23 protein-coding genes are annotated in these 26,465 nt (G+C 40.5%); 17 read left to right on the forward strand and 6 right to left on the reverse strand.

The genetic code is table 11. The features are described 5' to 3' along the window. Positions 1-93 precede the first annotated feature (93 nt). The 4 genes from HH214_RS18330 to HH214_RS18345 are packed head-to-tail and all read left to right on the forward strand — an operon-like array spanning position 94 to position 6,892. Positions 94-4,521: a hypothetical protein gene (locus HH214_RS18330; RefSeq protein WP_169610084.1), complete on the forward strand. Its 4,428-nt coding sequence runs from the start codon at positions 94-96 to the stop codon at positions 4,519-4,521. An 8-nt stretch (positions 4,522-4,529) separates the two neighbouring features. After that, complete coding sequence (locus HH214_RS18335; RefSeq protein WP_169610085.1) at positions 4,530-5,252, forward strand: hypothetical protein; 723 nt, start codon at positions 4,530-4,532, stop codon at positions 5,250-5,252. A gap of 1 nt (position 5,253) precedes the next feature. After that, positions 5,254-6,168, forward strand: a complete 915-nt coding sequence (locus HH214_RS18340) for an RES domain-containing protein (RefSeq protein ID WP_169610086.1) — start codon at positions 5,254-5,256, stop codon at positions 6,166-6,168. 19 nt (positions 6,169-6,187) lie between these two features. After that, a complete protein-coding gene (locus HH214_RS18345) occupies positions 6,188-6,892 on the forward strand; it encodes a hypothetical protein (RefSeq protein WP_169610089.1) in 705 nt (234 codons plus the stop codon). Positions 6,893-6,901: 9 nt separating this feature from the next. Here HH214_RS18345 and HH214_RS18350 read toward each other — a convergent pair whose 3' ends face one another. The 3 genes from HH214_RS18350 to HH214_RS18360 form a co-directional block, all read right to left on the reverse strand. Beyond that, positions 6,902-7,633, reverse strand: a complete 732-nt coding sequence (locus tag HH214_RS18350; RefSeq protein ID WP_169610090.1) for a class I SAM-dependent methyltransferase — start codon at positions 7,631-7,633, stop codon at positions 6,902-6,904. A 23-nt stretch (positions 7,634-7,656) separates the two neighbouring features. Continuing rightward, positions 7,657-8,199, reverse strand: coding sequence for a hypothetical protein (locus HH214_RS18355; RefSeq protein WP_169610092.1), 543 nt, complete (start codon positions 8,197-8,199; stop codon positions 7,657-7,659). A gap of 226 nt (positions 8,200-8,425) precedes the next feature. Next, positions 8,426-10,552 carry an AAA family ATPase gene (locus tag HH214_RS18360; RefSeq protein ID WP_169610094.1) on the reverse strand — a complete coding sequence of 709 codons (2,127 nt, stop codon included), beginning with the start codon at positions 10,550-10,552 and terminating at the stop codon, positions 8,426-8,428. 606 nt (positions 10,553-11,158) lie between these two features. Between HH214_RS18360 and HH214_RS18365 the strand changes: the two genes are divergently transcribed. From HH214_RS18365 to HH214_RS18405, 9 genes are all read left to right on the forward strand, one after another. Beyond that, positions 11,159-11,389 (forward strand): hypothetical protein, encoded by a 231-nt coding sequence (locus HH214_RS18365; protein ID WP_211166252.1) that lies wholly within the window; start codon positions 11,159-11,161, stop codon positions 11,387-11,389. A gap of 390 nt (positions 11,390-11,779) precedes the next feature. Next, a complete protein-coding gene (locus tag HH214_RS18370) occupies positions 11,780-12,544 on the forward strand; it encodes a hypothetical protein (protein ID WP_169610098.1) in 765 nt (254 codons plus the stop codon). 159 nt (positions 12,545-12,703) lie between these two features. Beyond that, complete coding sequence (locus HH214_RS18375) at positions 12,704-13,006, forward strand: helix-turn-helix transcriptional regulator (protein WP_169610100.1); 303 nt, start codon at positions 12,704-12,706, stop codon at positions 13,004-13,006. Continuing rightward, entirely contained in the window at positions 12,988-13,257 is a 270-nt protein-coding gene (locus tag HH214_RS18380; protein ID WP_169610102.1) for a helix-turn-helix domain-containing protein, read from the forward strand. The genes HH214_RS18375 and HH214_RS18380 overlap by 19 nt, the downstream gene beginning before the upstream one ends. A gap of 12 nt (positions 13,258-13,269) precedes the next feature. After that, positions 13,270-13,428, forward strand: coding sequence for a hypothetical protein (locus HH214_RS18385; protein ID WP_169610104.1), 159 nt, complete (start codon positions 13,270-13,272; stop codon positions 13,426-13,428). 15 nt (positions 13,429-13,443) lie between these two features. Next, complete coding sequence (locus HH214_RS18390; protein ID WP_169610105.1) at positions 13,444-13,836, forward strand: plasmid mobilization protein; 393 nt, start codon at positions 13,444-13,446, stop codon at positions 13,834-13,836. Continuing rightward, positions 13,817-14,776, forward strand: coding sequence for a relaxase/mobilization nuclease domain-containing protein (locus tag HH214_RS18395; protein WP_169610107.1), 960 nt, complete (start codon positions 13,817-13,819; stop codon positions 14,774-14,776). The genes HH214_RS18390 and HH214_RS18395 overlap by 20 nt, the downstream gene beginning before the upstream one ends. Before the next feature lie 25 nt (positions 14,777-14,801). Next, the gene (locus HH214_RS18400; protein ID WP_169610109.1) at positions 14,802-15,422 is read left to right on the forward strand and encodes a hypothetical protein; all 621 of its coding nucleotides are present in this window, start codon (positions 14,802-14,804) and stop codon (positions 15,420-15,422) included. A 6-nt stretch (positions 15,423-15,428) separates the two neighbouring features. Then, positions 15,429-16,007, forward strand: coding sequence for a hypothetical protein (locus HH214_RS18405; RefSeq protein WP_169610111.1), 579 nt, complete (start codon positions 15,429-15,431; stop codon positions 16,005-16,007). 142 nt (positions 16,008-16,149) lie between these two features. Here HH214_RS18405 and HH214_RS18410 read toward each other — a convergent pair whose 3' ends face one another. The 3 genes from HH214_RS18410 to HH214_RS18420 all read right to left on the reverse strand — a co-directional run bounded on the left by HH214_RS18410 (position 16,150) and on the right by HH214_RS18420 (position 20,840). After that, positions 16,150-16,665, reverse strand: coding sequence for a hypothetical protein (locus HH214_RS18410; protein WP_169610113.1), 516 nt, complete (start codon positions 16,663-16,665; stop codon positions 16,150-16,152). Between the two features lies 1 nt (position 16,666). Further along, on the reverse strand, positions 16,667-20,239 hold the full coding sequence (locus HH214_RS18415; RefSeq protein ID WP_169610115.1) for a DUF6443 domain-containing protein: 3,573 nt from the start codon (positions 20,237-20,239) through the stop codon (positions 16,667-16,669). A gap of 184 nt (positions 20,240-20,423) precedes the next feature. Continuing rightward, complete coding sequence (locus HH214_RS18420) at positions 20,424-20,840, reverse strand: helix-turn-helix domain-containing protein (RefSeq protein ID WP_169610117.1); 417 nt, start codon at positions 20,838-20,840, stop codon at positions 20,424-20,426. A gap of 129 nt (positions 20,841-20,969) precedes the next feature. Here HH214_RS18420 and HH214_RS18425 point away from each other — a divergent pair, with 129 nt between their 5' ends. The 4 genes from HH214_RS18425 to HH214_RS18440 all read left to right on the forward strand — a co-directional run bounded on the left by HH214_RS18425 (position 20,970) and on the right by HH214_RS18440 (position 25,997). Continuing rightward, the gene (locus tag HH214_RS18425; protein ID WP_169610119.1) at positions 20,970-22,067 is read left to right on the forward strand and encodes a HEPN domain-containing protein; all 1,098 of its coding nucleotides are present in this window, start codon (positions 20,970-20,972) and stop codon (positions 22,065-22,067) included. A gap of 103 nt (positions 22,068-22,170) precedes the next feature. Further along, positions 22,171-23,394 (forward strand): hypothetical protein, encoded by a 1,224-nt coding sequence (locus HH214_RS18430; protein ID WP_169610121.1) that lies wholly within the window; start codon positions 22,171-22,173, stop codon positions 23,392-23,394. A 161-nt stretch (positions 23,395-23,555) separates the two neighbouring features. Continuing rightward, complete coding sequence (locus HH214_RS18435) at positions 23,556-25,334, forward strand: DUF262 domain-containing protein (RefSeq protein WP_169610122.1); 1,779 nt, start codon at positions 23,556-23,558, stop codon at positions 25,332-25,334. 3 nt (positions 25,335-25,337) lie between these two features. After that, positions 25,338-25,997, forward strand: coding sequence for a hypothetical protein (locus HH214_RS18440; RefSeq protein WP_169610124.1), 660 nt, complete (start codon positions 25,338-25,340; stop codon positions 25,995-25,997). The last annotated feature ends 468 nt before the right edge of the window (positions 25,998-26,465 follow it).

Consider the following 26,465-nt stretch of genomic DNA (forward strand, 5'->3'; position numbering starts at 1 on the left):
TGCGTAGCAATGTTTAAAAATATACGATAATAGGTTTATCAATAGCATAGAACAGGGCGTATATTTGAATTTATCTCTAAGCCTGTATACCTGATGATTATTGATTGGAACAAGTTACAACCTTATAAAACAACCAAATCCAAGAGTTTCGAGCAGCTCTGTTATCAGATAGCTTCAAGGCTATATTCGGACAAAGGTACTTTTACACCAGTCGACGATAGCGGCGGCGGGGATGGTGTTGAATTTTATTTAACCATGCCTGATGGCAGTGAATGGGGATGGCAGGCGAAATATTACGAAGGTTCGGCAAGATTAAGCGTCAGTGGTAGAAAGGCCGCGATTATTTCTTCACTTGAACGTGCCGTAAACAAACATCCCAAGATGGAAATGTGGTTTTTGTGTGTAACCACAGACCTTACTCCCGATGAAGAAACCTGGGTAACCACAGACCTTAAAAATCGTATCCCAGCTGGACATCCGGCTAAAATAGAGGTATGGAATGAGAGCTTTTTGCATGAAAAAATAAATCAACCTGCCTTCAATGGTTTAAAACAATCTTTTTTCAATGAACTCGAATTGTCTAGCGATTGGTTTGCAAAAGCATACGAAAAGTCTTTTAGTATTGTAAAGAACAAGTTTGATGATTTGCTATATGTACCAAATGGAGAGTTTGAATATTATTATGTAAATCCTATTCTTTGTAATGATAAGTTCGTCGAACAGAGGATCGCTTATTACCCGAGAAAACTGGAAGAACTGCTGGGTGATGCAAAGGAAAAACTGGAAAGCCTGCATTACACGACCGATCTTTGGAGGCCACTATTAAGAGAATATATCGATCGTTATACTAAATTCAACCTCGCTGCCGAAAGTCTATTGCCGGTGCTTAAGGCCCGACTGGAAAATATCACACCGAATAATTTCGAAAAACTTGTTGGTGACGAGTATGAAAATGAGATCGCATATTTTGAATCGATCAAAAATGGTCTTGAAGAGTTCCGCAGGAACTGGCAGCAAAATAACGCCCCTGAACTTACCGAAGATCTAAAGAAAAGCAATTTAGAGCAATCAAAAAAGATATGGCCGGTAGAAAGTGTCTATAAAGAATTTATCGAAGAGCTTAAATATTATGTTTCACATAGCCGGATGCCTGTTGAATGGCGTTCGGCCCATTATCTGGGAAATGGCGGCGATGGAAAAACAAATTTTGCCGTAGCACTGGTCAAGGAGTATCTGTCAACAAAAATTCCAGCCATTTATATCCCTGCAATCGAATTTACAGGAGCCAATCCTTTAACTGACCAGATACTCACAACACTCGACATTAAATCAGGTTACACCTTCGGTGATTTTTTGGATTGCCTGAATGAACTCGGGAAAATCCATAATAAGCGCATTCCAGTGGTAATCGATGGACTCAACGAAGCCATCAATGCACAAGGATTTCTGAATGACCGGCTTCCCCTGGACCTGCCGCAAATAGAAGTTGATTTTCTGCATCGGAAGAATTTGGTTTTACTGACCACTTGCCGTACTTCTTACAAAGAAGCGATATGGGGTGAGGTCACACACAATGATAAAAGATTTCATTCTTTATATGGCTTTACCAACCAGGAAGACAAAAAAAAGCTGGTAAGGAATTACTTCAGCCAGTATAAGATACAAGCAGACCTATCCTTCCTGTCATTGGAGCGGTTCACTAAGCCTTTATATCTGAAACTTTTTTGTGAATCTATCAACAGCGAGAGAAAAGAAGTTAAACAGGTCACACTGGGTTTTGACTCCATCTATTCTATTTTCGAGAATTTTGTCGGCCTCTGTGATGACAATATCTTTAAAAGGATAAAAAAGGCAGGCAAGTTAGCTCCCACGACTGCTAATAAAAAGCTAGCCTCAAAAGTTTTAGCAGAGATCGCTGGAAGATTGTGGCGGCAACATCAGCGCGCATTTCTATTGGATGATTTGATGACTTTAGCAGACGGTCAAACAAAACCTGATTACAAGGATTCGGTTACCAAGGCCTTACTGGATGAGGAGTTATTATTTATCCGTAACTGGCACAATGGAGAGGAGCATATTTTTTTAACGTACGATTTGATGGCTGGCTATTTTATTGCAAAGCACCTGGTGGATACTGTTAGCGACTTTACCACGTTTTTTAAAGATGAACAGATGGAGTCGCTGATCGGTGATGATTATGATAAACTTCATCCTAACCATGAAGACATAACCGATGGTTTATGTAGCTTGTTGCCGATCAAGAAAGGCATTTTTGTCCATGACCTGATTACAAAGCCGGGAAAAGACCACACCCAGTCGCAGGTAGAAAAGATGTTGTTTGAACGGTCGATTGCTGCTACTATTTTACTTTCACCGGAATATATCACATCTGAACAGGTCGGGTATTTTACCGCATTATCCCTACACTCCAAAAATCTGATCAGGCTGATCAGTTTAAGCGAAGATGTGCTTTTTGTTTCTAACCACCCTTTCAATTTTAAGTTTTGGTCGGTAAAGCTCGCCGGATTACCTATGAATGAAAGAGATATTATATGGTCTGAATACCTGAGAAGTTTGAGAGAGGGTTTTTTAGATGACCTGATCACAGAATTTGAAGCTTTACAAACCAGCGCTTCACTTACACAGGAACAAAATGAAAAGATATATCTGGTTGCCGACTATCTTAAATGGACATTTACTTCAACCAATAAAGATCTTAAAGGGAAGGCCGGAGATGCATTGTATCAGTTCGCGATAAAGTTCCCAGTAGTTTTTTTGACAGAGTTTTATAATTCGGCGAAAATAAATGACCCATCCGTATTTGAATGGATGATGGTTATTCTATACAATACCTGTATATACCTTGTCAAGAACAATAAAGAAAACCATAAGTACGGCTTGCTCAAACTTTCAGCATTTCTCCAAAAAGAGGTGCTTAACCCGGGAGGGGCTTATGCAACTAACCATTTGGTCACCAGAAATTATGCTTACAGCATCCTTAAATTATTGACTCGTAAGTATCCTGAAGCAGCCATAGATATTGAAGAAGTCAGAAAGAAATTTAAAAATATAGGCATTATTGCCTGGGAGGAAGCAGAAGACCTCAACAAAGGGGAATATCGTGATGGCAATGCTCTTATTGACTATTATTTTAACAAGGAGAAAATGCCCTACATCTCGCGTGGCCGTGGCAACGAATATAATCGAACACCGGAATTTCTGGCTGTTCAGGCAAAGTTGCGTTGGCGCGCCTACCAGTTAGGTTACAAATTTGAACTATTTGGCGAACCTGATATTCAAATTGCTAAATATAAGCACTGGGGAGAATCGTTTGCCAGCACAGAGCGTTATGCTGATAAATATATCGAGATCGCGTTTCTTGAATATTGCGGGTATCTTGACGGCCTGGATGATTTGGAATCATATGATGATATAGGCTACCTGCGCACATTTAAACTTAAACATGATCCGAGCGAAACGGGCGATGTCGACGAGCCCGTACCATTGCCGAGATTTGTTGAAAAGGATTTTATTGATGCCAATATCTCCTTATCAAAATGGTGCGCCGATCATTCCGCGCCTGAAGTTTCGGAATATCTTGAAAGAACGGCATTTCAGGAAAAAACTGGAAATTGGGTTTTACTGCATGGATTGGTGCACCAGCATAAAAAGCATAAGGAAAGGCAATTCTATTTCAAGGTAGATACTGTTTTTGTGAAGAACAAGGATTTGATAGAGGCAAGACTGGCTTTTAGCGATAAAACTGAATTGGGGCGCGCGAACAACAGCATCCCCTACACCAATAATATACATGAATCTGAAATTCCTGATGCAGACAGCATACCCTATAATGAATTTACCGAGTGGAACTATAGTCTGGAATCCGAAATTATTGATAGGGAGTATACCAGGATCGTTCTGATTGAGAATGGTAAGCGATTGAAAGAAAAGGAATCAGACCAGCTTTGGGATATGATTATAAAGCAATTACACTTTTTAACTCACCCAAGAACTAACTTGTCAGGGTTTTCAATGCCCATGATTCGGTTTAAGGCTCCCGGAGCCGATGGCGACGAAAGTTTGGAGGATGCCTTCAGGCGCATGAACATCGAATTGAAAGAAGAGAAATTTACCAAACAGGAGCCACGGGAGATTGATAAGACCATCGATGTTTTTATACCTGTTCGCTATCATAAGGACAAGGTTTATCTGTGCAAGAATATGATAGATGAACTGGAATTGTCAAGCCCCTACGGGATCACTGATCTAAATGACCGGAATGGGGAACTCGCCAGCTTCAACTATACATATGAGGTGGAATATGTTGATCAGGAAACTTTTACCTACCTGAGAAAAGATCTATTAGATAAATATCTCTTGGATAACGAATTGACCCTGTTCCAGATCATTTGGGGTGAGCGGGACTATTATCCTATCGATGGAAATTGGAATACGGACCGAAAAAGGGCACAAACCAGAAAATGGGCGCCATTCTATCGGGCTGTAGAATATAAAATTTAAAGCACGGTATGGACTTGAAATTACTCAACGAGGAAAACTTCCACTACCTCTGTCAGGGTTTAACATTGGACTTGCACGATATGCAGGTAATTGATGGGGTATTGATTGGATTGAACGACAAAAACGGCCTTATTGAAAAGATCATAATGCATAATGAAACTCAAGGAGCGGAATCAACACTTCCTTCCGATGGCAGCGGGCAGATTATCGTGATATTTGATAAATATCTGACTTCCGGTAAATTATTAGCTACGGCAACAGTCACGCAAGATAAGGAGTATAAAGGTCTCCCGCCGGCGCTTCATATCAATTTACACTCTCCGACATTGGATATTCCACAAAGGATAGAAATCCCCTTACGTTATGTATTAAAAGGGATGATGCCGTTAATAGGAACTTATATGGTCTATTTGCATGTTTTGGAAATTAATAATAGAGAGACATTCGTGTATTATGGGATCACAAAAAGAGGTTGGATGAAACGCTTTAACGAACACGTTCGCCTAGCGGTCAACAGTAAGTCTGACCGAAAATTCCCCAAATTATTGCGGGAAAGTATCGAGGCGCGGATTATAGAGCTGCTAAACGATACAAACACAAATACAAGATTAACCGGCTCATATCACGTAGTTTGTGCAGCGGGACGATCAAAGAAAAATGCCTCCGAAATCGAACGATACCTGATTACAAAACGTAGCCTATCTGAAAAAGAAGGCTTAAATATGATTTGATATGCTTCCCGAAATAACCCTCAGTGATCTAAAAAAACGCTTGGACCAGCTTAAAAAGTTAAATTTGTCCATTATCTCTTACCCTGAGATCATCGATATTCTTAATAAAGAGATAATATTACCGATCCTGGTCACAGAGGTTCGCGCTGGTAACTTCATTGAACGGATACGAATCAATAAAGGGGATGAGATATTTACCACTAAGCAGGAGTTGTCGTATCGCACTGATCTTGAAAACATCAAGAGTTTCGGTAGGGCAAACTCACCAGGTTCTTCTATGTTTTATGGTGCAGTGATCAGCAGTCCTATCCAGCTACCAAGAATAGTTGCGCTGGCAGAGACTGACGAATTACTAAGAAGTCAAGAAAAAGGTAAGGTCGATAAGGATATTTTGATGACCGTTAGCAAATGGAAGATCACAAAGAATATGCGGCTCGCAGAAATTGTATTTAAAAAAAACAGGATAGCCACTACTCCAGAAATTGAAAAGGCTTACCAGTTTCATTTAAAAGCATTTCGTAAAAATATGCCGGAGGAGGAGGTACAGAAGTTGATTTCGATCCTTGAGTTCTACTCGGAGGAATTTTCTAAAGCAGAGATCACCACGGATGCAGATTACAAGATCAGCGCCGCTTATGCTGAAAGCGCATTTAAAACCGGAAATGTTCAAGGCATTATTTACCCAAGTGTAAGAACAGATTACGAAGGTAGTAACGTCGCATTATTGCCCAAAACGGTAGACGAACATTTACAGTTTGAAGAGGCTCTTATTATCCATGTTCAGATCAGGAAAAAAAAGGTGTTCCTCGATAATTTATATAGAACCGGTATCGTCGCGACTGATACTAATATTCTTGGATGGTACAAAATGGAGAGTGCATCGGAGGAAGTGAAAAATAAGTTCTTTGGAACATAACAGCTATAACCTAATCAAAATGTCAATTAATAAAATACTTGAATCAGGCAAACCAAATTTTGATGTGTGGGACAAGCAGTTGGACGAACATTTTTTTGCCCAATATCATCCTAACGATGTCGGAAAAGAAGAATACGAACGGATATTTTTTCAGACCAATGAGCTATTAATAGATATAGCATCCAGCTTTTTTGTTTACGGAAAATTTAAGGATAAGTGGGACACTTCAAAATGCCACCTGAATTATTTAGGTCAAAATTTGCTCTTAAAGTCAGAAAAAATGAATTTGACCTTCGATTGGGGCTTAGACGGAAATGATTTTTATATGGACGTTCATATCATGTATCCAGAGAATTTAAGGTACATGACAGATGACTTTTGGACAATGCTATTAGAGCTGAAAAGTTTGGGGGAATTTGAGTATTCCGGCTCTGGTTACTTAAATGCCCAAGAACGTCCGTTTTTTGAGAATAAGACCAGCACCATTTTCCAAGTGATTAGGAATTTCATGTTGTATCAGGTTAAAAAAATGAATGGAACTAATTACCAGCAACCTCCGACAATGGATATTGGACAGTTTTCTTTGAAGTGGAATGTAAACACGCCATGGCCGGAATTGCTCGAAAAGTCGTGTAAAGCGTTTAAATCGCTTTATACGATTAACTATCAGCTTTGGAAAATAGACGATCTAGCCAAGAAAAAAGCAGCCAAATCAATTAAATAGAATTTCACACTACAATAGTTTGTATATGCACATTATGTCGTTCTCAGGATTATTAATTAATTCTTCATCCTTAATTGATTGACGTTCGTTTTTATCAAAAATTTCCATGTGGTCAAGAAACTTTTCAAGCCATTTTTCCTGCGTCTTCATTTCCTTTTTTGAAAATAGCCGTTCCGTTTCTGAATATAATAGTCTTTCAAACCCAGATGGTATGAATAGGCTATCTAAATCTGCTAATGTGAAATAATGCTTGAAATATTCATTATTCTCTGGATCGTTCAGGTCATTTCGATAATATTTATCCGAATGAGCCCAAACGTATATAAATGAACCTGAAACCAAGTTCAGTTTCAATTGATTTATTATCTTTTGGCATTGTACCAAATCAAAAAAGTGTAAAATGTTCGCCAGAAACACTACTGAATAGGTTTCTAATGGCAAAGGGTCATTTAGCAAAGTGAGATTAAGCAATCCTAATTTTGAATTAGCGATACGAAGCTCATCTAATCTGTTTTTTAATAAGTCAAGTTGATATTGGTCATTGTCAATACCTATTAACTTTCTGTTGGTATTAATATAATCCAAGAGAAAAGTTGTTTGGCCGCAACCTATGTCCACTATGGCACCATCAACAAATTCGTTTTCATAATCTCTCAAGGGATTATGCAATGTCCTGATTAAATCATTAGTTGTGAAAGTCTCTGAATAGGCCTCCCAATATAGACGCATCTGAATATCCATACATATAAACTTTAAAAATAAGATCACAATGATTGTGTCGTGTGTCTATGCTTAAAAAAGACGGCTTGATCAAAGCTAACATAAGCACCTTTCCCACTTATATTGATTTTATATTGATTATGTAGTTTGTCTTCGTAAACTACTTCAATTACATATTCACAGTCGTTAGGGTTTTTTCCGTTTGATCGTGCGATAACTAAACGTTCGCTTCCTTTTTCAAGCACGTATGGCAAGCTTTTACTATGGAGGGTAATGTCCGGCGATATAGAATTAAATTGAAGCAACCTGGCGTGTTCACCTCTATTTAGGAGATCGATCATAATATTGCCGTCATCTGGTCGTACTCTTGCCCCATTTTTGTAAAGGTCAGGCCGTACGCTTAACACCAACTGTTCTTCAGAAAGCAAAGCAAGTTTTGCCAAAGAATCAATCTGTTTTTGTTTGTCATTATCTCTTCTGAATAGGTACAGAAAAGTGCCAACAGTTGCTAAATAGCCAACTATTGTAACAATATCTCGGACGTAATCAAACCAGTCTCGTGTTGATGCAAGCAAAATATTGGTCATTTGATATGTATATAAGCCTCATACCATGCGCTTTCGCCTTCTTCAGCATAATGCATTTTTATTACAGACCTGATTTGAGGAGCGCCCACTAATGCCGTCGTCATTTACTAGCTGTATGTAGATTTCTTCACCGTCAAAAAAATCATCGTGTGGGGCTCCCTAAAACTGTATTAAACCTTGAACTTCAGATGTAGACGCATCGGTTCTAATATTGATTGTTCTCATATTAATTTTTGCTAAAAGTTTCAAAGAGAGTAACCCATTGAGCCTCAAGTTCGGCCGGAACATCCTTCGTCACTCGATCAAAATTATTAAGCAATTCCCTTGCAACGTCAACTTTCCAGCCTTGCTGCAAAACAATTGAATTTTCTTTTACCCACTGCTCAATTTGATCTACTATTGGCTCACCTTCTACCATTCCATCTTCAAAATACGTTTTACCTCTGAACATGCGGTCAACAACATTAGCAACAGCTTTAACAGGTATCAAATCCTCAATCTCAAAAGCCTTATCTCCCAAGAAGGCAGCAACATCCAATACTTTATCCTGTTGATCCTTATAAGCGCCATTTTTTACCTGCTTTAAGTAATCTTTACCTGGTTTATCAGAATCCAACAGCACATACGGAAGTTTATTGTCACGCGAAGCCACTAATTTGGTAACTGGGCCCATACCTCTAACACCGCCAGTTGGAATAAATACTAATTCTTTATTATTTAGCATCTTACCTTTGCTTATTAAATAGCGCTTAATTAAAGTCAATTGAATTTGATCGCTTGGCCCTTCGACAAGCACAGGTGTACAACCCAATAATAAAGTGTCTGACACTGTTAAACCCAATGCGGCATGCACCGGATATATCGATTTTTCAGCATCTGCTTCATCGTAACGAAGATTAGCCGAGATTTTTGTTCTTCCAGAACTCTTGTCTACATATACAGCTTTAACATTAGCCAAATTGTCCATGTCAACTAAAAATGGAGAATGAGATGTATATATTAATTGGTTGTTCTCAGATAGATTTCTAAAAAATGTTGCAAGATCATATTGAGCTAAGGGATGCAAAGAAAGCCCTGGCTCGTCTAAAAGTAAAATGGCGTTGGCATGTTCTTGTTTTGTTTCCACTAAGAACACAAGAAAAAATGAAAAGAACCACTGTAGCCCTCTGCTTCTGCCTTCGAGCTCGATTGACTCCGGTCTTAATTCGTCTGAAACATTTATTCTGAAATGGCTGCCATCTGCTTCAAATGAAAAAATATAATTCCCTTGCTGCCACCATTTTTTGAAACTCTTGGTCAACTCGCTGGCAGCTGATCGAAGTAATACCCCACGTTCTTTTTTCTTTTCAGCCCAATTAGAAACTTCCTCTTCACTTAAATCTTGTTCCTCTGAGCTTACTACATTACCGGAATAGTCTAACTTTTTGACGATAACTTTTCTGTCATTACCTAATTCATAGATCTCTTGAGGTGATAATTTGACGTATTGAAATAGCACGTCCAAAGTTCTGGCTTTAGCACGTGCGGCTTCTGTCAGATCAGTTCGTTCCAAATCTTCTATAACTCTTGGCAAATAAATTTCACTATCTAAGTTCCCATAGTCAGAGTAGTATACAAACTTGGGAATGTTTTTGAGTATGTAATTACGTGTTTCCGGTGTAGTATCTATTGCCTTACCATCAAATGAATTTTGTATTTTCTTTAAATGGGGAAGAAGTTGTTTGTTAAAGACTTCCGGCAAGTTTTGCTTTTTGCCAAAATCAGTCATAAGAGTGCTTATCTGGGCAATAATGGCATCAACATCTGATTTAAGCAGAAACTGCTCGCTGTAAGCAGTTAATAAACCATTTAAAACACCGTCGATCTTACTTTTGAGATCTGGTGATTCCTTTATGTAGTGTTCAGAGCTATGTAATATGCTGATAAACTTCCCTATTATAATTTCTACGCGCTTCTTATCATACTTCTCAATTTTAGAATAAGGTAAATCTAGGTAATAAGTCCCCTTATATTTCCTTTGAACTAAAACTTTAGACACTTGTTCTGGGTCGCATCCACAATCTGCAGCGACTTTATTTTTAACGGCTTCATCCAATTCAAAATCAGCTTTAATAAACACATCTTCTTCATGTCCATCGGCTTTATATTGGCTGTAGAGATGGCGTGGATAGTCAGCAAGAGGAATAATAGGTTCTTTATTTGCTGGATTCAATTTCCACAATGCGATTAACAAATTCGTTTTGCCGGCTTCATTAGTGCCAACCAAGCAAGTATTTTCACCAGCCTCAATCCAGTCGCTTTCTTCTATCGACCTAAAATTTATAACTTTATATCTAAGTAGTTTTGTTCCCATGCCAGTTTAAGTTTTTGATTATCAGACCAACAACAATACTTATACCAACGGAGATTTTATTTATTAATAGGGTTTTAACATGACTAAATGTCCGAATTAATCATCTATTTGTCATTAATCTTCCTTTTCTGTGGTGCAAAAGGTAGTTGATTACGAAGCTAATAAATCAAGACTTAACGCCGCCAATTTCCTCAAATCATGTAGAAAAAGGTTCGAAATTTGTACAGTCAGGTAGACAATTAGACTACTAATAGTCGGCAAAACCCCTTATATCGTATGATTTAAGGGGTTATTATTTTATTCCAACCCAAGTTATTCAAGTAAAACCAAATAAAAGGGGACCTATATGGTTACCCATTTTGTTTTCTTAGGTTGGGGTCAATAAAGTCATTGTAAAATGTTAATGTTCAATAATTTGATTGGTTTATTTTGATCTGTTTTGATGCGATTTGATAGCTGTTTTACAGCTGGATCAGCACCCCTTTTTCAAGGAAGATAGATGAACAATTTTCCGGAAAGATATGGCCAGGCTTTCATGAACTAGCGATGACGCTTGTAGAGGAACGTGCACAGGAATTCAGGATGTTTGGAAAGAACATTGGAGAAATGGACTGGATCTCTGGCGTTGATATAATAGTGACAGCATCAGAGGTATTGATAGCTTTGATTTTTGATCATCCTACTCATACGAAAAAGCCGCAAAGGTATTCCAAAGTAGAGATAAGGCTTCTCCAAATTGCAGGTGGCATAGAATACACTAAACTCAAAGCCAAGCCTACTTTTTATCACGGGCATATGACCGACCCTGACTTCCGACTAAAACACGGAATTGATTGATAATGGTTTCAACAATTAATTCAAGCTAGGTCCATATAGCTAAAGTATTATTTACCAAGAACGTGTATTTTGATCATACGCAGATACAACACAAGGGCTGGCTACTGATTAGCCGGCCCTTGTGTTGTATCTGCAAATCATTAACCCGAGGCAACAGTTGGCTAAATTTGTAATCATCTAACAAGCTTTTGTTCCAGTTACGTTCTCTTGTAATAAACTTCTGTTTAAAAATGATTCATACGTGTTAGGGAAAATATTGAAAAGGATATTATCTCAGGTACGTACACTTCTATCAGTGGACTGACAAAGCTCAAGTTCGCTGCTAATGTTGCTTACTTCCTGGTAGGTAATCTATGATTGCTTGATTATATTTGTTAAGTACGAACAGATATGAGATCGCAATACTTCAAACATCGGCAGCTTCTCGACTTTGACTCGAATACCGATGACGTCGGTTTTCCATTGCCCTGGAAGAAGGGCAATGAAGATAACCACTTTCTTTTTCGCCTGTATAAGAAAAACAAGGATGAGTACCCGTCCTTCTACCAGCATCACCTGCAATTCTTTTTAAACAGGTATCCTGATGCCACGGAGCAGGAGTTCTTCGTTCATGTCAAGCAAATCATTACCGATACGATCAGCGGCCTGGTCAACAAAGATCGCTACACCTCCAAGCACGCGCAGGAGCGGCGTAACCGTATGCAATTGCAAGAGTTCCTGACTTACCTGAATTCCATTGACCAGTGGTTTATTGAGTCTACTGACCATGAAACCATCAAACGCCAGCTCGAAGAGATTGCCAAACTCCTTTCAGAAAACAAGAAGCTGAAGGAAGAAAACAAAAAACTCCGGGAGCTGGAACCCAAAGACTATATCGACATCCGGGAAGGCAAGCACCGAACTTTGTATCACCTGATGTTACAGATCCGCGACCTCAAACTGGAGGATGGTAAGGAACTGACGTATGCGACCACCCTAAATATCTGGTGTAAGATGATCGCCAGATACTTCCGGGCTGATGGCAAGCCCATCAGTCTGCAAAGCATCACCCGCTATTTTGGTATGGATGAGAGCGCCGATTCTACCAAATACAAAGACATACCGGCAAAAGACCGGCTTTTTACCATCGCTCCGGCAAAGAAAAGGAGCTTATAAATGGCTGCCTTTACCACACTTGTGCCAGTTTCAACCATTTTGCAACTAATCGTATCATAGCCCACAAACTGTTGCGCTAATCTTCCAATAACTCCCCAAAACTGACCTTCGAATTTTTGCAGGTCACCCTTGCGCCGCTTTTCTGCTTTCATTTGCGGCATGACAATCATTAACGAAGAGGCCCTGACCAGATGCATCCGGGATGCCGTCGGGACAGAACTAAAGGAACATTTTAAGAAAGGTGGCAGCCCGCCACACCCTGACGACGAGCGGCTATTATCCAAACAGGAACTGGCCACCGAACTGGGCGTGTCCCTGGTTACACTCACCGACTGGATGAAAAAGGGCTTGCCCTTTTTGCGCCTGCACAAGCGCGTGTATTTTAAAAAAAGCGAAGTGCTTAACGCCATGCAACAAAAAGTAAACGATACGGAGGATAAGAAATGCAAGCAAACGAATTAATCACTAAAGAAGATTTGAGGCAATTCAAGAACGAGATGCTGACCGAGATGAAGCTATTGCTCAAGCCCGGAGGTACCAGCCAAAGCAAGCAGTGGCTGAAAAGTTACGAGGTCAGAAAGCTGCTCAACATCTCCCCAGGCACCCTGCAAAACCTGCGGGTAAACGGCACGCTTCGTTACACGAAGATCGGCGGCCTGCTCTATTACAAGTACGAAGACATCTTGGGGCTGCTGGAAGAAAACAGCAGATAAAAATGAGCTACAATGACCTATCGGTATACCTGCATAGGCGGTGAGCCTATCCTGTGGGCGAAGAAGAAGCAAGTTTGTGTTTTTGGTACCCAAAAACTCCCGGATGCCTTGCGGCACCGGGCAAACTTGCTTTTTGCGCCCGGTGGTTGCAAAAAGGGAATCGAAGAATGATAAAGATTGGCATGTATGGAAACGAATGGAAAGACAACGATAAAAGCCGCCAAGCCTAAACACAAAGGTGGCAGGCCGAAGGCCAGAATCAGGCGGGAGTCACATGCCAAGATCAGGCTGACCAATACCGAGCGGTTCCTCTTTACCGCGAAGGCAAAAGAGGCCGGCATGAGCCTGAGCGACTTCATTAGGGCAGCAGCAAGATCAGCCAGCGTAATCGCCAGGTTAACGGCGGAGGATATCAAAATCATGCGGATGATTACCGGCTTGGCGAACAACCTGAACCAGTTGACCAGGCTGGCTCACAAGGACGGCATTCTAACCGTCGTTATGCAATGCGGGCAGGTGCTCACAGAACTTCATGAGGCGCTGAAATACTTTAACCGCCATGATCGCCAAGATACCTAAACCCGGCAAAAGCTTCGGCGGCTGCGTGGCGTATAACCTGCTGAAGCCAGATGCAGAAATCTTGTATGCAGACGGTATCAGAACGGACAACATCAAGCATACCATCGCAGACTTCAACATGCAGCGCAAGTTGAATCCAGGCTTAGGGCAGGCGGTTGGCCATATCGCCCTGAGCTGGAGCCCGAACGATGAGGACAAGTTAAGCGATGAGGTGATGACCGGTATAGCCCTAGAGTACCTGCAAAAAATGAAGATTGATAATACACAGGTGCTACTCGTCAGGCATCAGGATAAAGTGCATCCCCATGTCCATATCATTTACAACCGGGTGAACTATGAGGGCAAGACGATATCCGATAATTTCCAGCGGCAGAAAAGTGCTAAGATCTGTAAGGCACTCACCTTGAAGTACGGCTTTTACCTAGCCCAAGATAAAAAACAGGTTAATCGGCAGCAGCTCAAAGGAGCCGACCAGGTCAAATATGAACTGCATGACAAGATCAAAGCCGTAAGTAAAGGGGTGACCACGATGGAAGAACTCAAAAGGGAACTGGCGAAGCAAGGCCTCGGTATGCTGTTCAAGTACAAGAGCGGCACGACAGAGGTGCAGGGTATCAGCTTCAGCGAAGGCAAATACAAATTTAAAGGCTCGGAGATTGACAGGAGTTTAAGCTATGGCAAACTAAGCAGCCAGCTGGTGGAACAGGCGCAGCAAAAAGAGGCATTAGCGCAGCAGCACAGCTTGGCCGACCAGTTAAGGGAGATAGTGAGCCGGGAACAGAGCAAGGTACCAAGCCAAGGTACACCACAGCTGCAACCTGCTTTTGAGACACCGATACCTTTGCCGGTGATCGTACCGGAACCGGAGGAGCCTAATTGGAGGCGCAAAAAGAAAGGCCAGGGTGAAGATGAAAGTAAGAGCCGGGGTATACGCAGATAGTTACAACAATTAAGAGTTATCAATTATGGAAAACCAACCACAGAATAACATGCAGCAGGAGATCATTGAAAGTTTTGCCAAAAAGGTCAATGAACTGGATAAGCGGCAAAGCAAGATAGAAACCCTGGAATTGGAAAGTTTGCCACAGCAAATGAAAGAGATGGATAAAAGCATTAATGAGCTCAGGGAAACGAAAACTTTGGATTTCAGCAATCAACTTTCCCAGTATGGCGAGCTGCTCATTGGCGTGAAAGATCAGGTTACTGCCATCCCTAAAGAAATTCCCGTTAAGACGAAAATTGAATTTGATACCAAGGCTAAGTTTGTCATCAAGGTAATCTTAGGGCTAAGTCTCGCCGTAGTGACATTGACAGGTGTCGTTGTAGCTCTATTCGTAAACGTCAGCCACAGGGCCGATGACGAAAACAGATACAAGGTCGTAAAGGGCTTTTATCCTGAGGTCAGTCACCAGGTAGACAGCGCTTATGTGGTAAACAAGGATTCTTTACTTGAGCAGGCGGAAATCAATATCGAGCATCAAAAGCAGGTGCTGGAAGCCGAGTATCAGGCCAGGCAGGCTGAGGAAAGCAGCAAAACAGCCAAGAAGCAATTAAACGAGCTGCGCAAGCAGCATAAAAAACGTTAAACCGTTATGATAAATCACCCCATATTCATACTTTCAGCTATGAATATGGGTTCGTTCAGGTCTATTCTTCTGCTGACATATGTTTTGACGGTTACCTGTGTTGCTAAGGCGCAGGATGATCATCAAATCTTCATTGGTCAGAAAGCCGACGTGGTGCAAAAGCTGGTGGCCGACGAAGTACAGGGACACTACAATGCCGGAGGCTATCTGGTCAAAATGAGCGCCCATACGATTGATTATAAGGGTAAGCCAGTAACCATTGTGCTATGCAAGGAAAACGTCTTAAACGGCAGCATCAATAAGGGTATCAATCTTTGTATCAATTACTTTATTGCTGGAGATATAGTAGCTTACATAGCAACAGAATATAAGAACTTGAGTGAAAGCGAGGTGAAGAATGGATTGCTGTCGGCAGGAAATTTGACCAATGTTGCCGGTTATTACTTTGAAAAAGATTACCAGTACTATCATCACTTGGTAAACACCAAAGAGGGTTTGGTAGTCGATGAGTACCGAAAAACGGTACTGGAGCAACTGCCAGCCAGTGTTAGGGAACAACTTAAGATGATTTCAGGTAAGTGGTAGGATTGCCTTTTACTATGTCCGATTTTATAAACTGCAACATAAGGAGTCATACTTCGTGACCGCCATACCTAATCCCACGATACATTTTGGCTAAACACCGACTGGCATACCTTGGAATTTATCTAGCCCCGCAGCTCACCCATTACTTAACTTGACATGGACAGTTTTTTAAATCCACCTGATACATCAAAGTATCAAACTTTTTGTCAGGATAAGTAGCTATTAAACTGTCAGTAAACCTTTTAACGTCTAAGGTTATATGTTTTGTAGATATTAAGTCGTCATCCGCTTCTTTAATTATCTTATTAAGTACAGTGACGTCATCATAAGTAGCATGAATGTTTAGACATTGCGATGTATATCGGTTTAAATCAAGTTTTACTTCTTTTGAATTTATACGCACCAACAGTAGGTTCACTTTTGTCGAATCGATATCAAAACACTTTAGAATTTTTGCATTGTCTGGATGCAAATCGTCGGCGCTTATGCTAGTGTCGACAAGCTTTTTATGATTAAGGTACACTTGTACATGACGATTTGCAATTTTCATTACTCCTCCTGGATCGACGAAAATAGCGACTGCCTTGTTCCCGGAATTTTGTTTACATCCAAACGCTAATAGGAGGTCAAGTAGTAAAATTAGTTTTGGAATTTTCATATTAGTTCTTAATTGGTTTTATAATGAGCATTCCATGTCTTCTATCACCGGTGTAAGGCCTTTCGTTTGTTGACACGTCGTTCGTTACGCCTTCATTTTGCCGATTTGTAATAATCGCACGGTTGTATCCGCGATCAATCTTCGGATTTTTGTTATTATCATAAATTCCTATCATCTCCCAATTTGTAAAATTGTTTCCGTGATTAGTGCCACCGTTATAATCCATAGGATCAGTTTTATCACCATCGAAATGGTCTATAAAACCTAGTTCATGCCCCACTTCATGGTAAGCATAATCAAGCAACGCAGCCATCGGCGAGTCTTGAACAAAAGCAACTAAGCCATAAGCTTTGTTGGTGACACCCGCCGCATCTGTAACCCCATTAGCTGATTTGCCAGTTACCTTTGAAACAACGGCTACAACATTATCTCCCCGCTTGACATCTTCTACTGAGTGTGCAGCAGTAAATTTGGAATCTATCTTGTAAGTATAGTGCGTCACTGTACCATTCTTGTTTTTAACTGTTTCAGAGCCGGTTGAGTTATTGAGTTTATCATTAAGTGCACCTGCAAGCGCATCAGCCTTACCCTGTCCTGTAGCATCATAAACTTTACCAGTAATAGTTGTAGTTCTTGTTATATAGATGTGTTTTCCTTTAACTATTGGTGTTGATTCCGCGGTTTTAACCGAGTCGCCATTCACATCTATGTTCTTAATAGGATCTAAAGCCGCATACTGATACGTGCTTACTCCCTGAAACTTCTCCGCATATTTATCGATCACCAGGAACCTACCTATTACCGGATCATAAAAGCGAGATCCGTAATCATATTGTCCAAGTTCTTCTTGCAATTCCTTTTTGTTGTACAAATACGGGGTCTTGTTTCCGAATGCGTACCGGTTGTAGTTTAACCCATAAGGATAGTAGTCATCTTGCTGAATCATCCTGGCAGTACCATTATTGTTGTCGAAACTAACTCGCGAGTTACTTAGATGGTCAGAAAGAGAGTACTCATAGCTGTAATCTCCATTACTTTGATTTCGTCTGGCTAAGCCGTCCGTTGTTCGAATGTATTCAATTGCCCCATTCTTATATTGAATACCGTTTACATAATCTGTTGCACCTACGGAACTATTACTGCTCACTCTCCGCAATTTATTTCCATCTGCGTCGTAAGTGTAAGCTAAAGTTTTACTCCCTGTGAAATTTTGAGGAAGATTCAAAAAATTATAACTAACGTGTACATCATTCCTTGAGTCATAAGTCGCATTTCCGTTTCCGTCATATTCATAGGGATTATTAACTAAGTTATCCACGGTTTTCAATTGATTCCCATCATAATGATAAACAAGATTCACTGTTGCTGGTATTCGTGGGTCTGTTCTGCTCAAGGTTAAAAGGTTTCCTCCTTTATCATAGGTGATATTTTGTTCTGTAAAATTTTCGTTTGATATACCAGCAGTTAATCTGTTTAGCTTGTCATAGTTATAAGCATAATTTTTGGACAGCAAATTGCCTGTTCCCCAGTACTGATTAGCAATATTGCCATTAAATTGAGGGTTTGTGCCATCGTTATATTTCAGCTGCATCACGAACAAACTTGAACTGTCCTTTGTCAGCCAGCCTCGCTCATTATAGGAATAACCAATGTCCTGCAAAAATGATGCGCCCGAATTCGTAGCATTCAGGTGCTTGATCCTTACTTGACCGACTTCATTATAATCTTGCTTAGAGGTTAATGTATTGGGCCCGTTGTTTATCCTATTCCATGCTTGTATCTGTCTGCCTCTATGATCATAGACCAAACTATCGACAATCGTTGTAAGTGCCCCAGTGGACACATGATGGTTGCGAGTGGAAGCTATCAACACGTCTGTAAAATTGTACGTATTGCTTGTTTCGTCGTAATTAGCAACGTTGAGATTCGATGAGCCTCCCAAATAGTGTTGAGCAAAGGTCTTTGTAAGCCGGCCATTGTCATCATAATAATGTACTGACCAAAGCATATCTGATGTTCCCAAGACATTGCTGAGTGCAATAGTCAGTAGTCCTTTAGTCATTGCACTGTAGCTTAAATGCTTATCATAGATACTGGGAAGGTTCGGTACAATATAATCATCATAATAATTAACCGTTAAAACCTTTTGTATATTATTGGTAGGAAAACTAACCGATGAATAATAGTAATTACTTGCATTGTTGTTGTCCCGTGATTCCCAGTTTTGGCTTATGGCATCCACTTGGGATTGCAGGTTAATTCTGCTAATTGCCGTTCCCCCATTATTCCAAACCCCGGTTAGTACTACCTTACCAAATGCATCATATTTGGTAAAAGACCATTGATTAGTCAACCTTAAAACTGAATCTTGGTATGCAACAGCCTGATCAAGCTTATTAAAGACTGTATACTCACGTCCCTTACCGGGGATTTTCTTTTCTACGACGCGATTTCGGCCATCATACTGATACTGATACCCCAACTTGCTTAATGCACTTAGGGTTATTCCACCATTGTCAGGCTCGATTGCAGGAGGAAGTACATAAGATAAATTACCTATATCATCAAACACAAAGTAAGTCGAATGTGCAACGCCACCATTGTTATACGCCCGGTTTAAGACAATCCTGCCCTGTTTATCTTTATATTCTTCAACTATGCCATCTTTTCCATCAGCATTTACCCAATTCTGATCTTTCGTAATTGTGACATACAATTGATTTGCACCATAGCTTCCTTGATCTACTAAAGTTGGTTTTCCGTTTGCATCGAGTGCTACACCATACATCTTTGCCCACCTTCCACTGCCAGATGTTAAGGATGAAGCATCATTTGTTGCATATTCATATTTTACCGTATGACCTGGATTAGTTGCTCCTGGCTTTCCGGTAAGTTGCCAATTATCACCGGGAGATCCCTGTTCCAAAACGCGATTTAAAGGAGATGGTTCAAAACCGGTTTCCATATAGGGGAAATTGATTTTAGGTACTCCTGGTGCATTCCACGTTGTTGGGTTTGTCGGATTGGCGTAAAACGAGCCTTGGTCCGCAATAGCATTGGTTTGAAAGCTACCGTTGCTTGATGTCGATGAATTGACAGTGTAAGATAAATATTTGGTAGTTTCTCTATTATAAGCATCATAGGCAATAGGCTGAACGATGTCACGAAATGTAGGGCTACCCTTAACTTCAATATTTTGCAATGGCCTTCCTAAACCGTCGAAATATTGGACATCTACCATCACATTACAAGCAGAATTATTGGTTGCAGCCGGGTTAGTTACTCCTGCAACAAGAGGTGTATAGGTAACGATGTAATTTTGATTATTACTTAATTGTAAGTTCAGTGGCTGACATTGGTTTATGTTTGGATCAATATAGGCTCTGAAACTTTGACCGGCTGCTGTACTAAAGCCAGGCGCTAACCTGATTGCATGAGGCGCTACAAACGTTCCTGATTGATTAGGCTGATTCAGCGTGGTGTCACGCTGTGCATATGTGTTAGCAGCAAAAAACAAAAGATTCACCATTAGAATGCCAAATACTTTCGTAAGAGATAAGGTTCCGGGTTTCATAAGTCAGTTTAGGAATGACTTTGAAAGATAACATGTTAATTTCCAATTCCGAAATTTAGAAAAACCTTTATCCTATAGTTAATGAAAATTCAAGAATAATTAACATTAAAAGAGAAAGCCCCGAATAATTGCTATCCGAGGCTCTCCACCTAAACCTTATCAGGTGCTAAAATAACATTTCTCTTTACCTGTCCGAAATACTTTTCTGTAAAAGCTCATTTTTTTCTTTTTCAGACTGTAGAAGGCGTTCATAGAGCTTTTTGTTCTCTTCTACTAACTCCATTATTTTATCAATGGGGTTAAATGTTGGGTAAAAGAAAACGGATGCTGATTGGTCGTGATTGTTAACCGTGCTTGCTATTATATTAATTACAGCATCCTCATTGAAGTTCTTTATTGCTTCCGCAGGAACACCAAGAACCTTAGCAATCTTTTCCAGTACCTCATCCTCAATACTTTCACTTTGTTCCATACGGGATACCGTTTGCTGACTTACGCCAAGTTCGGAAGCAAGCGCCTCTTGTTTGATACCACGCATTTCACGTATGCGACCGATTTTCCTGCCGATGTGATTGTTTGAGGGTTTAGCTGATGTTTCCATATCCAAATATACAAAGAAAATGCATCGGTAAAGATAACGCCTTATCGGGTAAAATACGCCCGCTTTGGGTTCGGTACACCAAGGTGGAACATGAATTTTGATTAAATCCTTTATCAAAATTCAGTCGCTATGAACAATATCAATTTCTTTAATGGAAAGCTGTTCCTGACGAACAGCGCAATCAATGCCCAAAACGTCTGGGTTTCCGGCATACCGGTCAGCGCAGAAAACTTAACCGAATCCCTGTACAAGCGGCTGCTAGAGGCGGAGCGCGAGAAAGTAAATGTCCTGAAAGCCGCACTCAACCACGAGTTCCCGGTGGAAAAACTGGTATCTGAGTATTATGTGACCGAGGAGCAGGCAACGGAAATGTTAGTACTCATCGAAACCCTCGCTCATAAATATAAACTTACCCATATCCAGTGTTTCGCCCGGAAAGGTACCATAGCCTTTAACTTCAGCGCCTTTGCCGATATACCCTCTTTTACTCACCTCCATTATTTTTTACTGTTTGTCACCCAAGGACCGGAACGGGTAGAACACGAGATACAGCAGTATATTAACACGCACTACAAAAGCTTCAAGGTGACGGCTATTGCGCACAGCTTTGAGAATGTTCGTCATGCCATAGCTCAAGGCAACCGCTTTTTTGTAGCAGCTTTTGTAGGCGGCTTAGAAATGTATCACGATCAGGTAACCATTTTCGATATTGCCTTTCCTAAACTAAACCCCGAGACAACGCTCCAAAAAGCAGAACGGCGTTATCATGATCACCTGAAAATAGCCTTTGGATTTCTGTACAGTTCCGCCAACTGCATTCGTCTGGAGGAGTACTTTGAAAACGGCGTCTTCCTGCTGCATCAAGCCGTCGAGCAAGCTTGTATCGCACTCATCAAGGTACACATGGGCTACCGGATTGATCTGCATAACCTCTACAGGCTTCTCAACTTATGCAAATGCTTTTCTGACAAACCGGCTGGCATCTTCCTATCCGAGAACACCGATTCCATCAGGCTTTTTCAACTGCTTTCGGACAGCTATGGCAATGCCCGTTACAAAGAAGATTTTCACATTACCAAAGAGGATGCCATAAAGCTACTGGAACGGGTAGATGCCTTTGTGAACGTCGCAGAAAACCTGTGCCTTGACTGGCTTAATGCGCGGCGTATCAGCCTAGGCGGGGAAGCTTTACCAAACACTTATTCCGTAAACGAAAGCAAAGACTGACATGAACCGCAAAAAAAGAAAAATGGCTACTATCATTCCAGCGGGCCTGTTTTTCTATCCCATAGCGCTGACCCAGCCGGATCAACTGCTCACCAGGGAAGAGTTGTATAAGCATTTCCAGCCGCCTAAAGGAAGAAAGGCTTATATGGGTAATCAGGAGGAGTTCATCAGCTTTGAAAATGGTATTGCTACCATTAAGCTCAAGATGAACGATAATGCAATTTATCACTTGTACCTGCATGCCGAGATCGACGAGCTGCACGTGGCCTGCACGTGTGGTATGCCGGGTGAGAAGCTTTGTTTCCATGCCTTCATCACCCTGTATTACTTAACCTGGTTTAGTGAGCGCTTTAGTTGCCAGCGCTTGTACTGGCCGGGTTTCTACAGCTATGAGGCAGCACAGAGATTTTTGAATATCGAAATCCTACGTGGAAAGATTTGCGTGGAGGCTAAACCGGAGTATGGCGCACTTTACCGCAGCGGGATCAGCCTGGAACCATACGGCTTTCCGGCGTTGACAGAACATTCGAGTAATAAGTTCACTATTAAAGCTGGAGGTACTGCGGTGTATGCTTATGCTTTATGCTATGCACCTGATGCTTTTCGCAACCGCCACTATCCCGTGCTAATACCTTTTTATGGAAAAACCAACAAGACCGGTCTGAATGTAGATACCTTCTCGTCATTCGTTCTGCTGGACAGAGGCCCAAAGCAAAACAATGACCATCTGTACTATCAACAGTTGAATGCTTACAGCAAAACCATGTATGAACTCATGCGACCGTTGACTTACAAGAGTGATGCGGGAGACAAACAGCTGTGGCGGCAAGCTGAAGAGGCCATCCTCAGTCTGTGGCAGAAAGCATTGTTGCTTCTGGTAGATTGTCCATATAATCACAGCTATTTGCTGTACCATTTTCGCTATTTAAGAGAAAAGCCTGCGAAAAGGTTTATGAGGCCGTGCAGATACAGCTTGGAGCGCCCAAGCCTTAGATTCCTGTTGACCATACACAGAGATTATCTGAAGCTTTCAGTGGAAGTAACGGTGGGTAGCCGCGTTGTGCCTGTAGCACATAAGCCACACCTTTTCATTTTTGACGAAGAGGCAGGGTATTGTCATCTGATGAGTAGCATGGAGGACGATGAACTGCTGAACTGGATGCTGGACCATGGCAACCGAATAACGGCCTTGACAGAGAATTTTGAGGAGTTCGATAACGATGTGCTAGGCAAGCTAGCTGCAAGGCACCCGGTTTTCTTTTCAGATAGGAACAAAAGCAGACTGGCTTATGACCGTAATGTAGTGAAAGCAAAGATTAGCCAGTGAGGGGCAGCAGCTGCGGCAAACGGCTCCATACTTACGCCGTCAGCCTCGCTGCAAGGCAAACCGCTATCGCCGTTTGCCGAGGTCGTAGTAATTGGTCAGGGTACTTTTTGTTATAGGTAATATTTTATAATATTACAATCAAATATTAGCCTTATCAAATTATGTCTTACCAGACTGCACTTCCCATTGCTGATGTAATTAATGATGTTCATCAGAAAAAATACTTATTGCCAGCTATTCAGAGAGAATTTGTTTGGAGCACGTTTCAAATAGAACGTCTCTTTGATAGTCTGATGCGTGACTATCCCATTAACTCTTTTTTATTTTGGAAAGTTCAAAAAGAGCATGTTAAGGAGTATGAATTTTACGAGTTTTTAAGAGACTACCACGAACGTAATAAACGTCATAACCCTAAAGCAAATGTTGGCGGAGAAGAAGAGATTATTGCTGTCCTTGATGGTCAGCAGCGGCTTACTTCACTTTATATTGGTTTAAAAGGAAGCTATGCGTTTAAATTACCGAGAAAAAGATACGATAATAGTCAGGCATACCCGGAAAGAAAGCTTTACTTAAATTTGTTGTCACCCTCTGACAATCCCGAACTGGAGTTTTCTTTTTTGTTTTTAACACCGAAAGAGGCGGGTGCAAACGATGAAAACCATTTTTGGTTTCCAGTTGGTAAGATTCTTGATTTAAAAGAATTACATCAGGTCAATCAGTATCTGCTTGAGAATGACATTTTCACTAACCACTGCAAAGAGAAAGCGATTTTTGCTAATCAAGCGTTATCAAAGCTAAATCAAATCATCCACTTAAAGCCAACAATCAGCTACTATTTAGAAAGTAGCCCCGTACTTGATAAGGTACTTAATATATTTATCCGTATCAACAGTGGCGGCACGATTTTAAGTTATTCCGACCTGCTTCTCTCCATTGCTACCGCCCAATGGCAGCACAAAGATGCGCGGGAGGAGATCACAAAATTTGTAGATGAGATCAATGAGATCGACGGAGGTTTTAATTTCAACAAGGACTTTGTACTAAAAACATGCTTGGTGCTAAATGACTTCCCCAATATTGCATTCAAGGTCGATAACTTCAACAAATCCAATATGTTGAAGATTGAAAAGGATTGGGACGTAATAACTAAATCAATTCGCTTAGCTGTAAATCTCATTTCCAGTTTCGGTTTTAATCGCGATACATTAACATCGAACAATGCAATAGTGCCGATAGCTTATTACCTTAAATCAATAGGCCTTCCCGAAAACTACGAGGTATCGACCCATTATATACAAGATAGGGCTGACCTGAAAAAGTGGCTAATCTTCTCGCTTTTAAAGCGCGTATTTGGTGGTCAATCTGATAATGTACTTCGTATCGTTCGTAAGGCTATACAGGAAAAACCAGGAAGCTTCCCGCTTAATCATATAATCGATCAGTTTAAAGGCACTAATAAAACCTTATTATTTACCGATGAAGATATAGAAAACCTAACATGGTCCAAATACGGGCAGAGCGGCACATTTGCTGTACTTTCACTATTGTATCCATCATTAGATTTTAGGAATAAGTTTCACATTGACCATATTTATCCGAAAAGCAAGATGACCGAACGGCATTTAAAGAAAAAAGGAATTGCCAAAGATGATATTGAAACTTACGTATCTTATACTGACTTTTTAGGTAATCTTCAATTACTGGATGCTATTCCAAATATTGAAAAACAGAATAAAGAATTTGACACATGGCTAACGTCACTTTACAACGAGGATGAAATAAAGGACTTTAGAAAGAAGCACTATTTGCCAAACGTTGACCTTTCGCTAGGCAACTTTATAGAGGTTTTTAATAAAAGGGAAAAGCTCATAATCTCCTATTTGAAAAAATTGTTACAAATGGAAAGCAGTACTGATATGATTCAAGATAAAATAATTTAATTTATGGCACAGATCAACAATTACAAAGAATCTACAATAACATCAATTAAGGAAACCCTTATAGCCTTGGACTTTTGTTTTGGGTATGACAAATCCAACAATGAGAAATGGGAGACTACGGATGCAGGCATCCTAGGTATGCCTGCATTAATTCTCTTATCATCTATTATTGACACAATGGGTGCTTATTTTAGAGGCACCAATATGGAATTTGAAGTTGACGGTGAAAAGAGAATAATTGAAAAAGCAGCCCACCACTTTTATATTTTGAACCATACTGTATTATTCAAACTGGGGTTGTCGGACATGGTTATTACAGACTTTTACTCGAAATACAGGTCGGTAGCAACGCATAATGGTACCTTACCGCCTTTCAATTATATGGATATTGGCAATGTGGATGACGATATTTTTGTGCTCAACAGCACTTGTAGCATTGAAAAATTGGTGCTAAAACCTCTATACATTGCCGTAAAGAATGCTGTAGTAACATTCAATTATTATTTGCAATCTGGGAATTGGAGCAGCGATCACAAATTGGCAAAGGAGTTAGAATCAAAATCAGGCACAAATTCAGCTCATCAACGGTCACCTACCATAACAGGTTCCACGGAAAGTATTGTAATCAATCCCATAAACCCCGATAACGGACACAATTTATAAGATGCCCACAATCACCATATCCGCAAAGATAGCTCACGCCGAAATAACCGGTCAAGGCTATACGCAGCGGTGCCATGTTGTCCACTTTTCAGCGGTTGGCCCCGGCCTTGACAGTTTATCAGGCTAAGCGCTTTCGGTTGCTTACATGGTAATTATGCGGCTGTTGTGCTTTAGACGAAAAGGACGGCGATTAATATGCTTTAAAAAAGCAAAAACATTCATTATATTTGTGTATTAAGTTCATTGACTATTTGTTATAAGCAATTTATAATGCAACTGGAATCAAAGTGGGGTATTTAAAATGAGACCTATTCGGTAACCATTTTATAGGTTTGCTTGATAACTAAAACATAATCAACAAGTTAAGGGGTAAGACAATCGTCCTGCCATCCCGACAACAGCGATACCAAATCGAGTTAAAAACCCTCTAGATTGTATGATTTAGAGGGTTTTTTCATTTAATAAAAA

Origin of the sequence: Mucilaginibacter robiniae (genome assembly GCF_012849215.1) — a bacterium.
GTDB classification, from domain to species: Bacteria; Bacteroidota; Bacteroidia; order Sphingobacteriales; family Sphingobacteriaceae; genus Mucilaginibacter; species Mucilaginibacter robiniae.

What these genes read in the sequence shown, in the direction of transcription:
- HH214_RS18435 (WP_169610122.1), top strand. Translation starts at nt 23,556, where the DNA reads ATGTCTTACCAGACTGCACTTCCCATTGCTGATGTAATTAATGATGTT.
- HH214_RS18360 (WP_169610094.1), bottom strand. Translation starts at nt 10,552, where the DNA reads ATGGGAACAAAACTACTTAGATATAAAGTTATAAATTTTAGGTCGATA.
- HH214_RS18380 (WP_169610102.1), top strand. Translation starts at nt 12,988, where the DNA reads ATGCAAGCAAACGAATTAATCACTAAAGAAGATTTGAGGCAATTCAAG.
- HH214_RS18420 (WP_169610117.1), bottom strand. Translation starts at nt 20,840, where the DNA reads ATGGAAACATCAGCTAAACCCTCAAACAATCACATCGGCAGGAAAATC.
- HH214_RS18410 (WP_169610113.1), bottom strand. Translation starts at nt 16,665, where the DNA reads ATGAAAATTCCAAAACTAATTTTACTACTTGACCTCCTATTAGCGTTT.
- HH214_RS18415 (WP_169610115.1), bottom strand. Translation starts at nt 20,239, where the DNA reads ATGAAACCCGGAACCTTATCTCTTACGAAAGTATTTGGCATTCTAATG.
- HH214_RS18425 (WP_169610119.1), top strand. Translation starts at nt 20,970, where the DNA reads ATGAACAATATCAATTTCTTTAATGGAAAGCTGTTCCTGACGAACAGC.
- HH214_RS18395 (WP_169610107.1), top strand. Translation starts at nt 13,817, where the DNA reads ATGATCGCCAAGATACCTAAACCCGGCAAAAGCTTCGGCGGCTGCGTG.
- HH214_RS18400 (WP_169610109.1), top strand. Translation starts at nt 14,802, where the DNA reads ATGGAAAACCAACCACAGAATAACATGCAGCAGGAGATCATTGAAAGT.
- HH214_RS18375 (WP_169610100.1), top strand. Translation starts at nt 12,704, where the DNA reads ATGACAATCATTAACGAAGAGGCCCTGACCAGATGCATCCGGGATGCC.
- HH214_RS18390 (WP_169610105.1), top strand. Translation starts at nt 13,444, where the DNA reads ATGGAAACGAATGGAAAGACAACGATAAAAGCCGCCAAGCCTAAACAC.
- HH214_RS18350 (WP_169610090.1), bottom strand. Translation starts at nt 7,633, where the DNA reads ATGGATATTCAGATGCGTCTATATTGGGAGGCCTATTCAGAGACTTTC.
- HH214_RS18340 (WP_169610086.1), top strand. Translation starts at nt 5,254, where the DNA reads ATGCTTCCCGAAATAACCCTCAGTGATCTAAAAAAACGCTTGGACCAG.
- HH214_RS18330 (WP_169610084.1), top strand. Translation starts at nt 94, where the DNA reads ATGATTATTGATTGGAACAAGTTACAACCTTATAAAACAACCAAATCC.
- HH214_RS18370 (WP_169610098.1), top strand. Translation starts at nt 11,780, where the DNA reads ATGAGATCGCAATACTTCAAACATCGGCAGCTTCTCGACTTTGACTCG.
- HH214_RS18355 (WP_169610092.1), bottom strand. Translation starts at nt 8,199, where the DNA reads ATGACCAATATTTTGCTTGCATCAACACGAGACTGGTTTGATTACGTC.
- HH214_RS18365 (WP_211166252.1), top strand. Translation starts at nt 11,159, where the DNA reads ATGGACTGGATCTCTGGCGTTGATATAATAGTGACAGCATCAGAGGTA.
- HH214_RS18335 (WP_169610085.1), top strand. Translation starts at nt 4,530, where the DNA reads ATGGACTTGAAATTACTCAACGAGGAAAACTTCCACTACCTCTGTCAG.
- HH214_RS18440 (WP_169610124.1), top strand. Translation starts at nt 25,338, where the DNA reads ATGGCACAGATCAACAATTACAAAGAATCTACAATAACATCAATTAAG.
- HH214_RS18405 (WP_169610111.1), top strand. Translation starts at nt 15,429, where the DNA reads ATGATAAATCACCCCATATTCATACTTTCAGCTATGAATATGGGTTCG.
- HH214_RS18345 (WP_169610089.1), top strand. Translation starts at nt 6,188, where the DNA reads ATGTCAATTAATAAAATACTTGAATCAGGCAAACCAAATTTTGATGTG.
- HH214_RS18385 (WP_169610104.1), top strand. Translation starts at nt 13,270, where the DNA reads ATGACCTATCGGTATACCTGCATAGGCGGTGAGCCTATCCTGTGGGCG.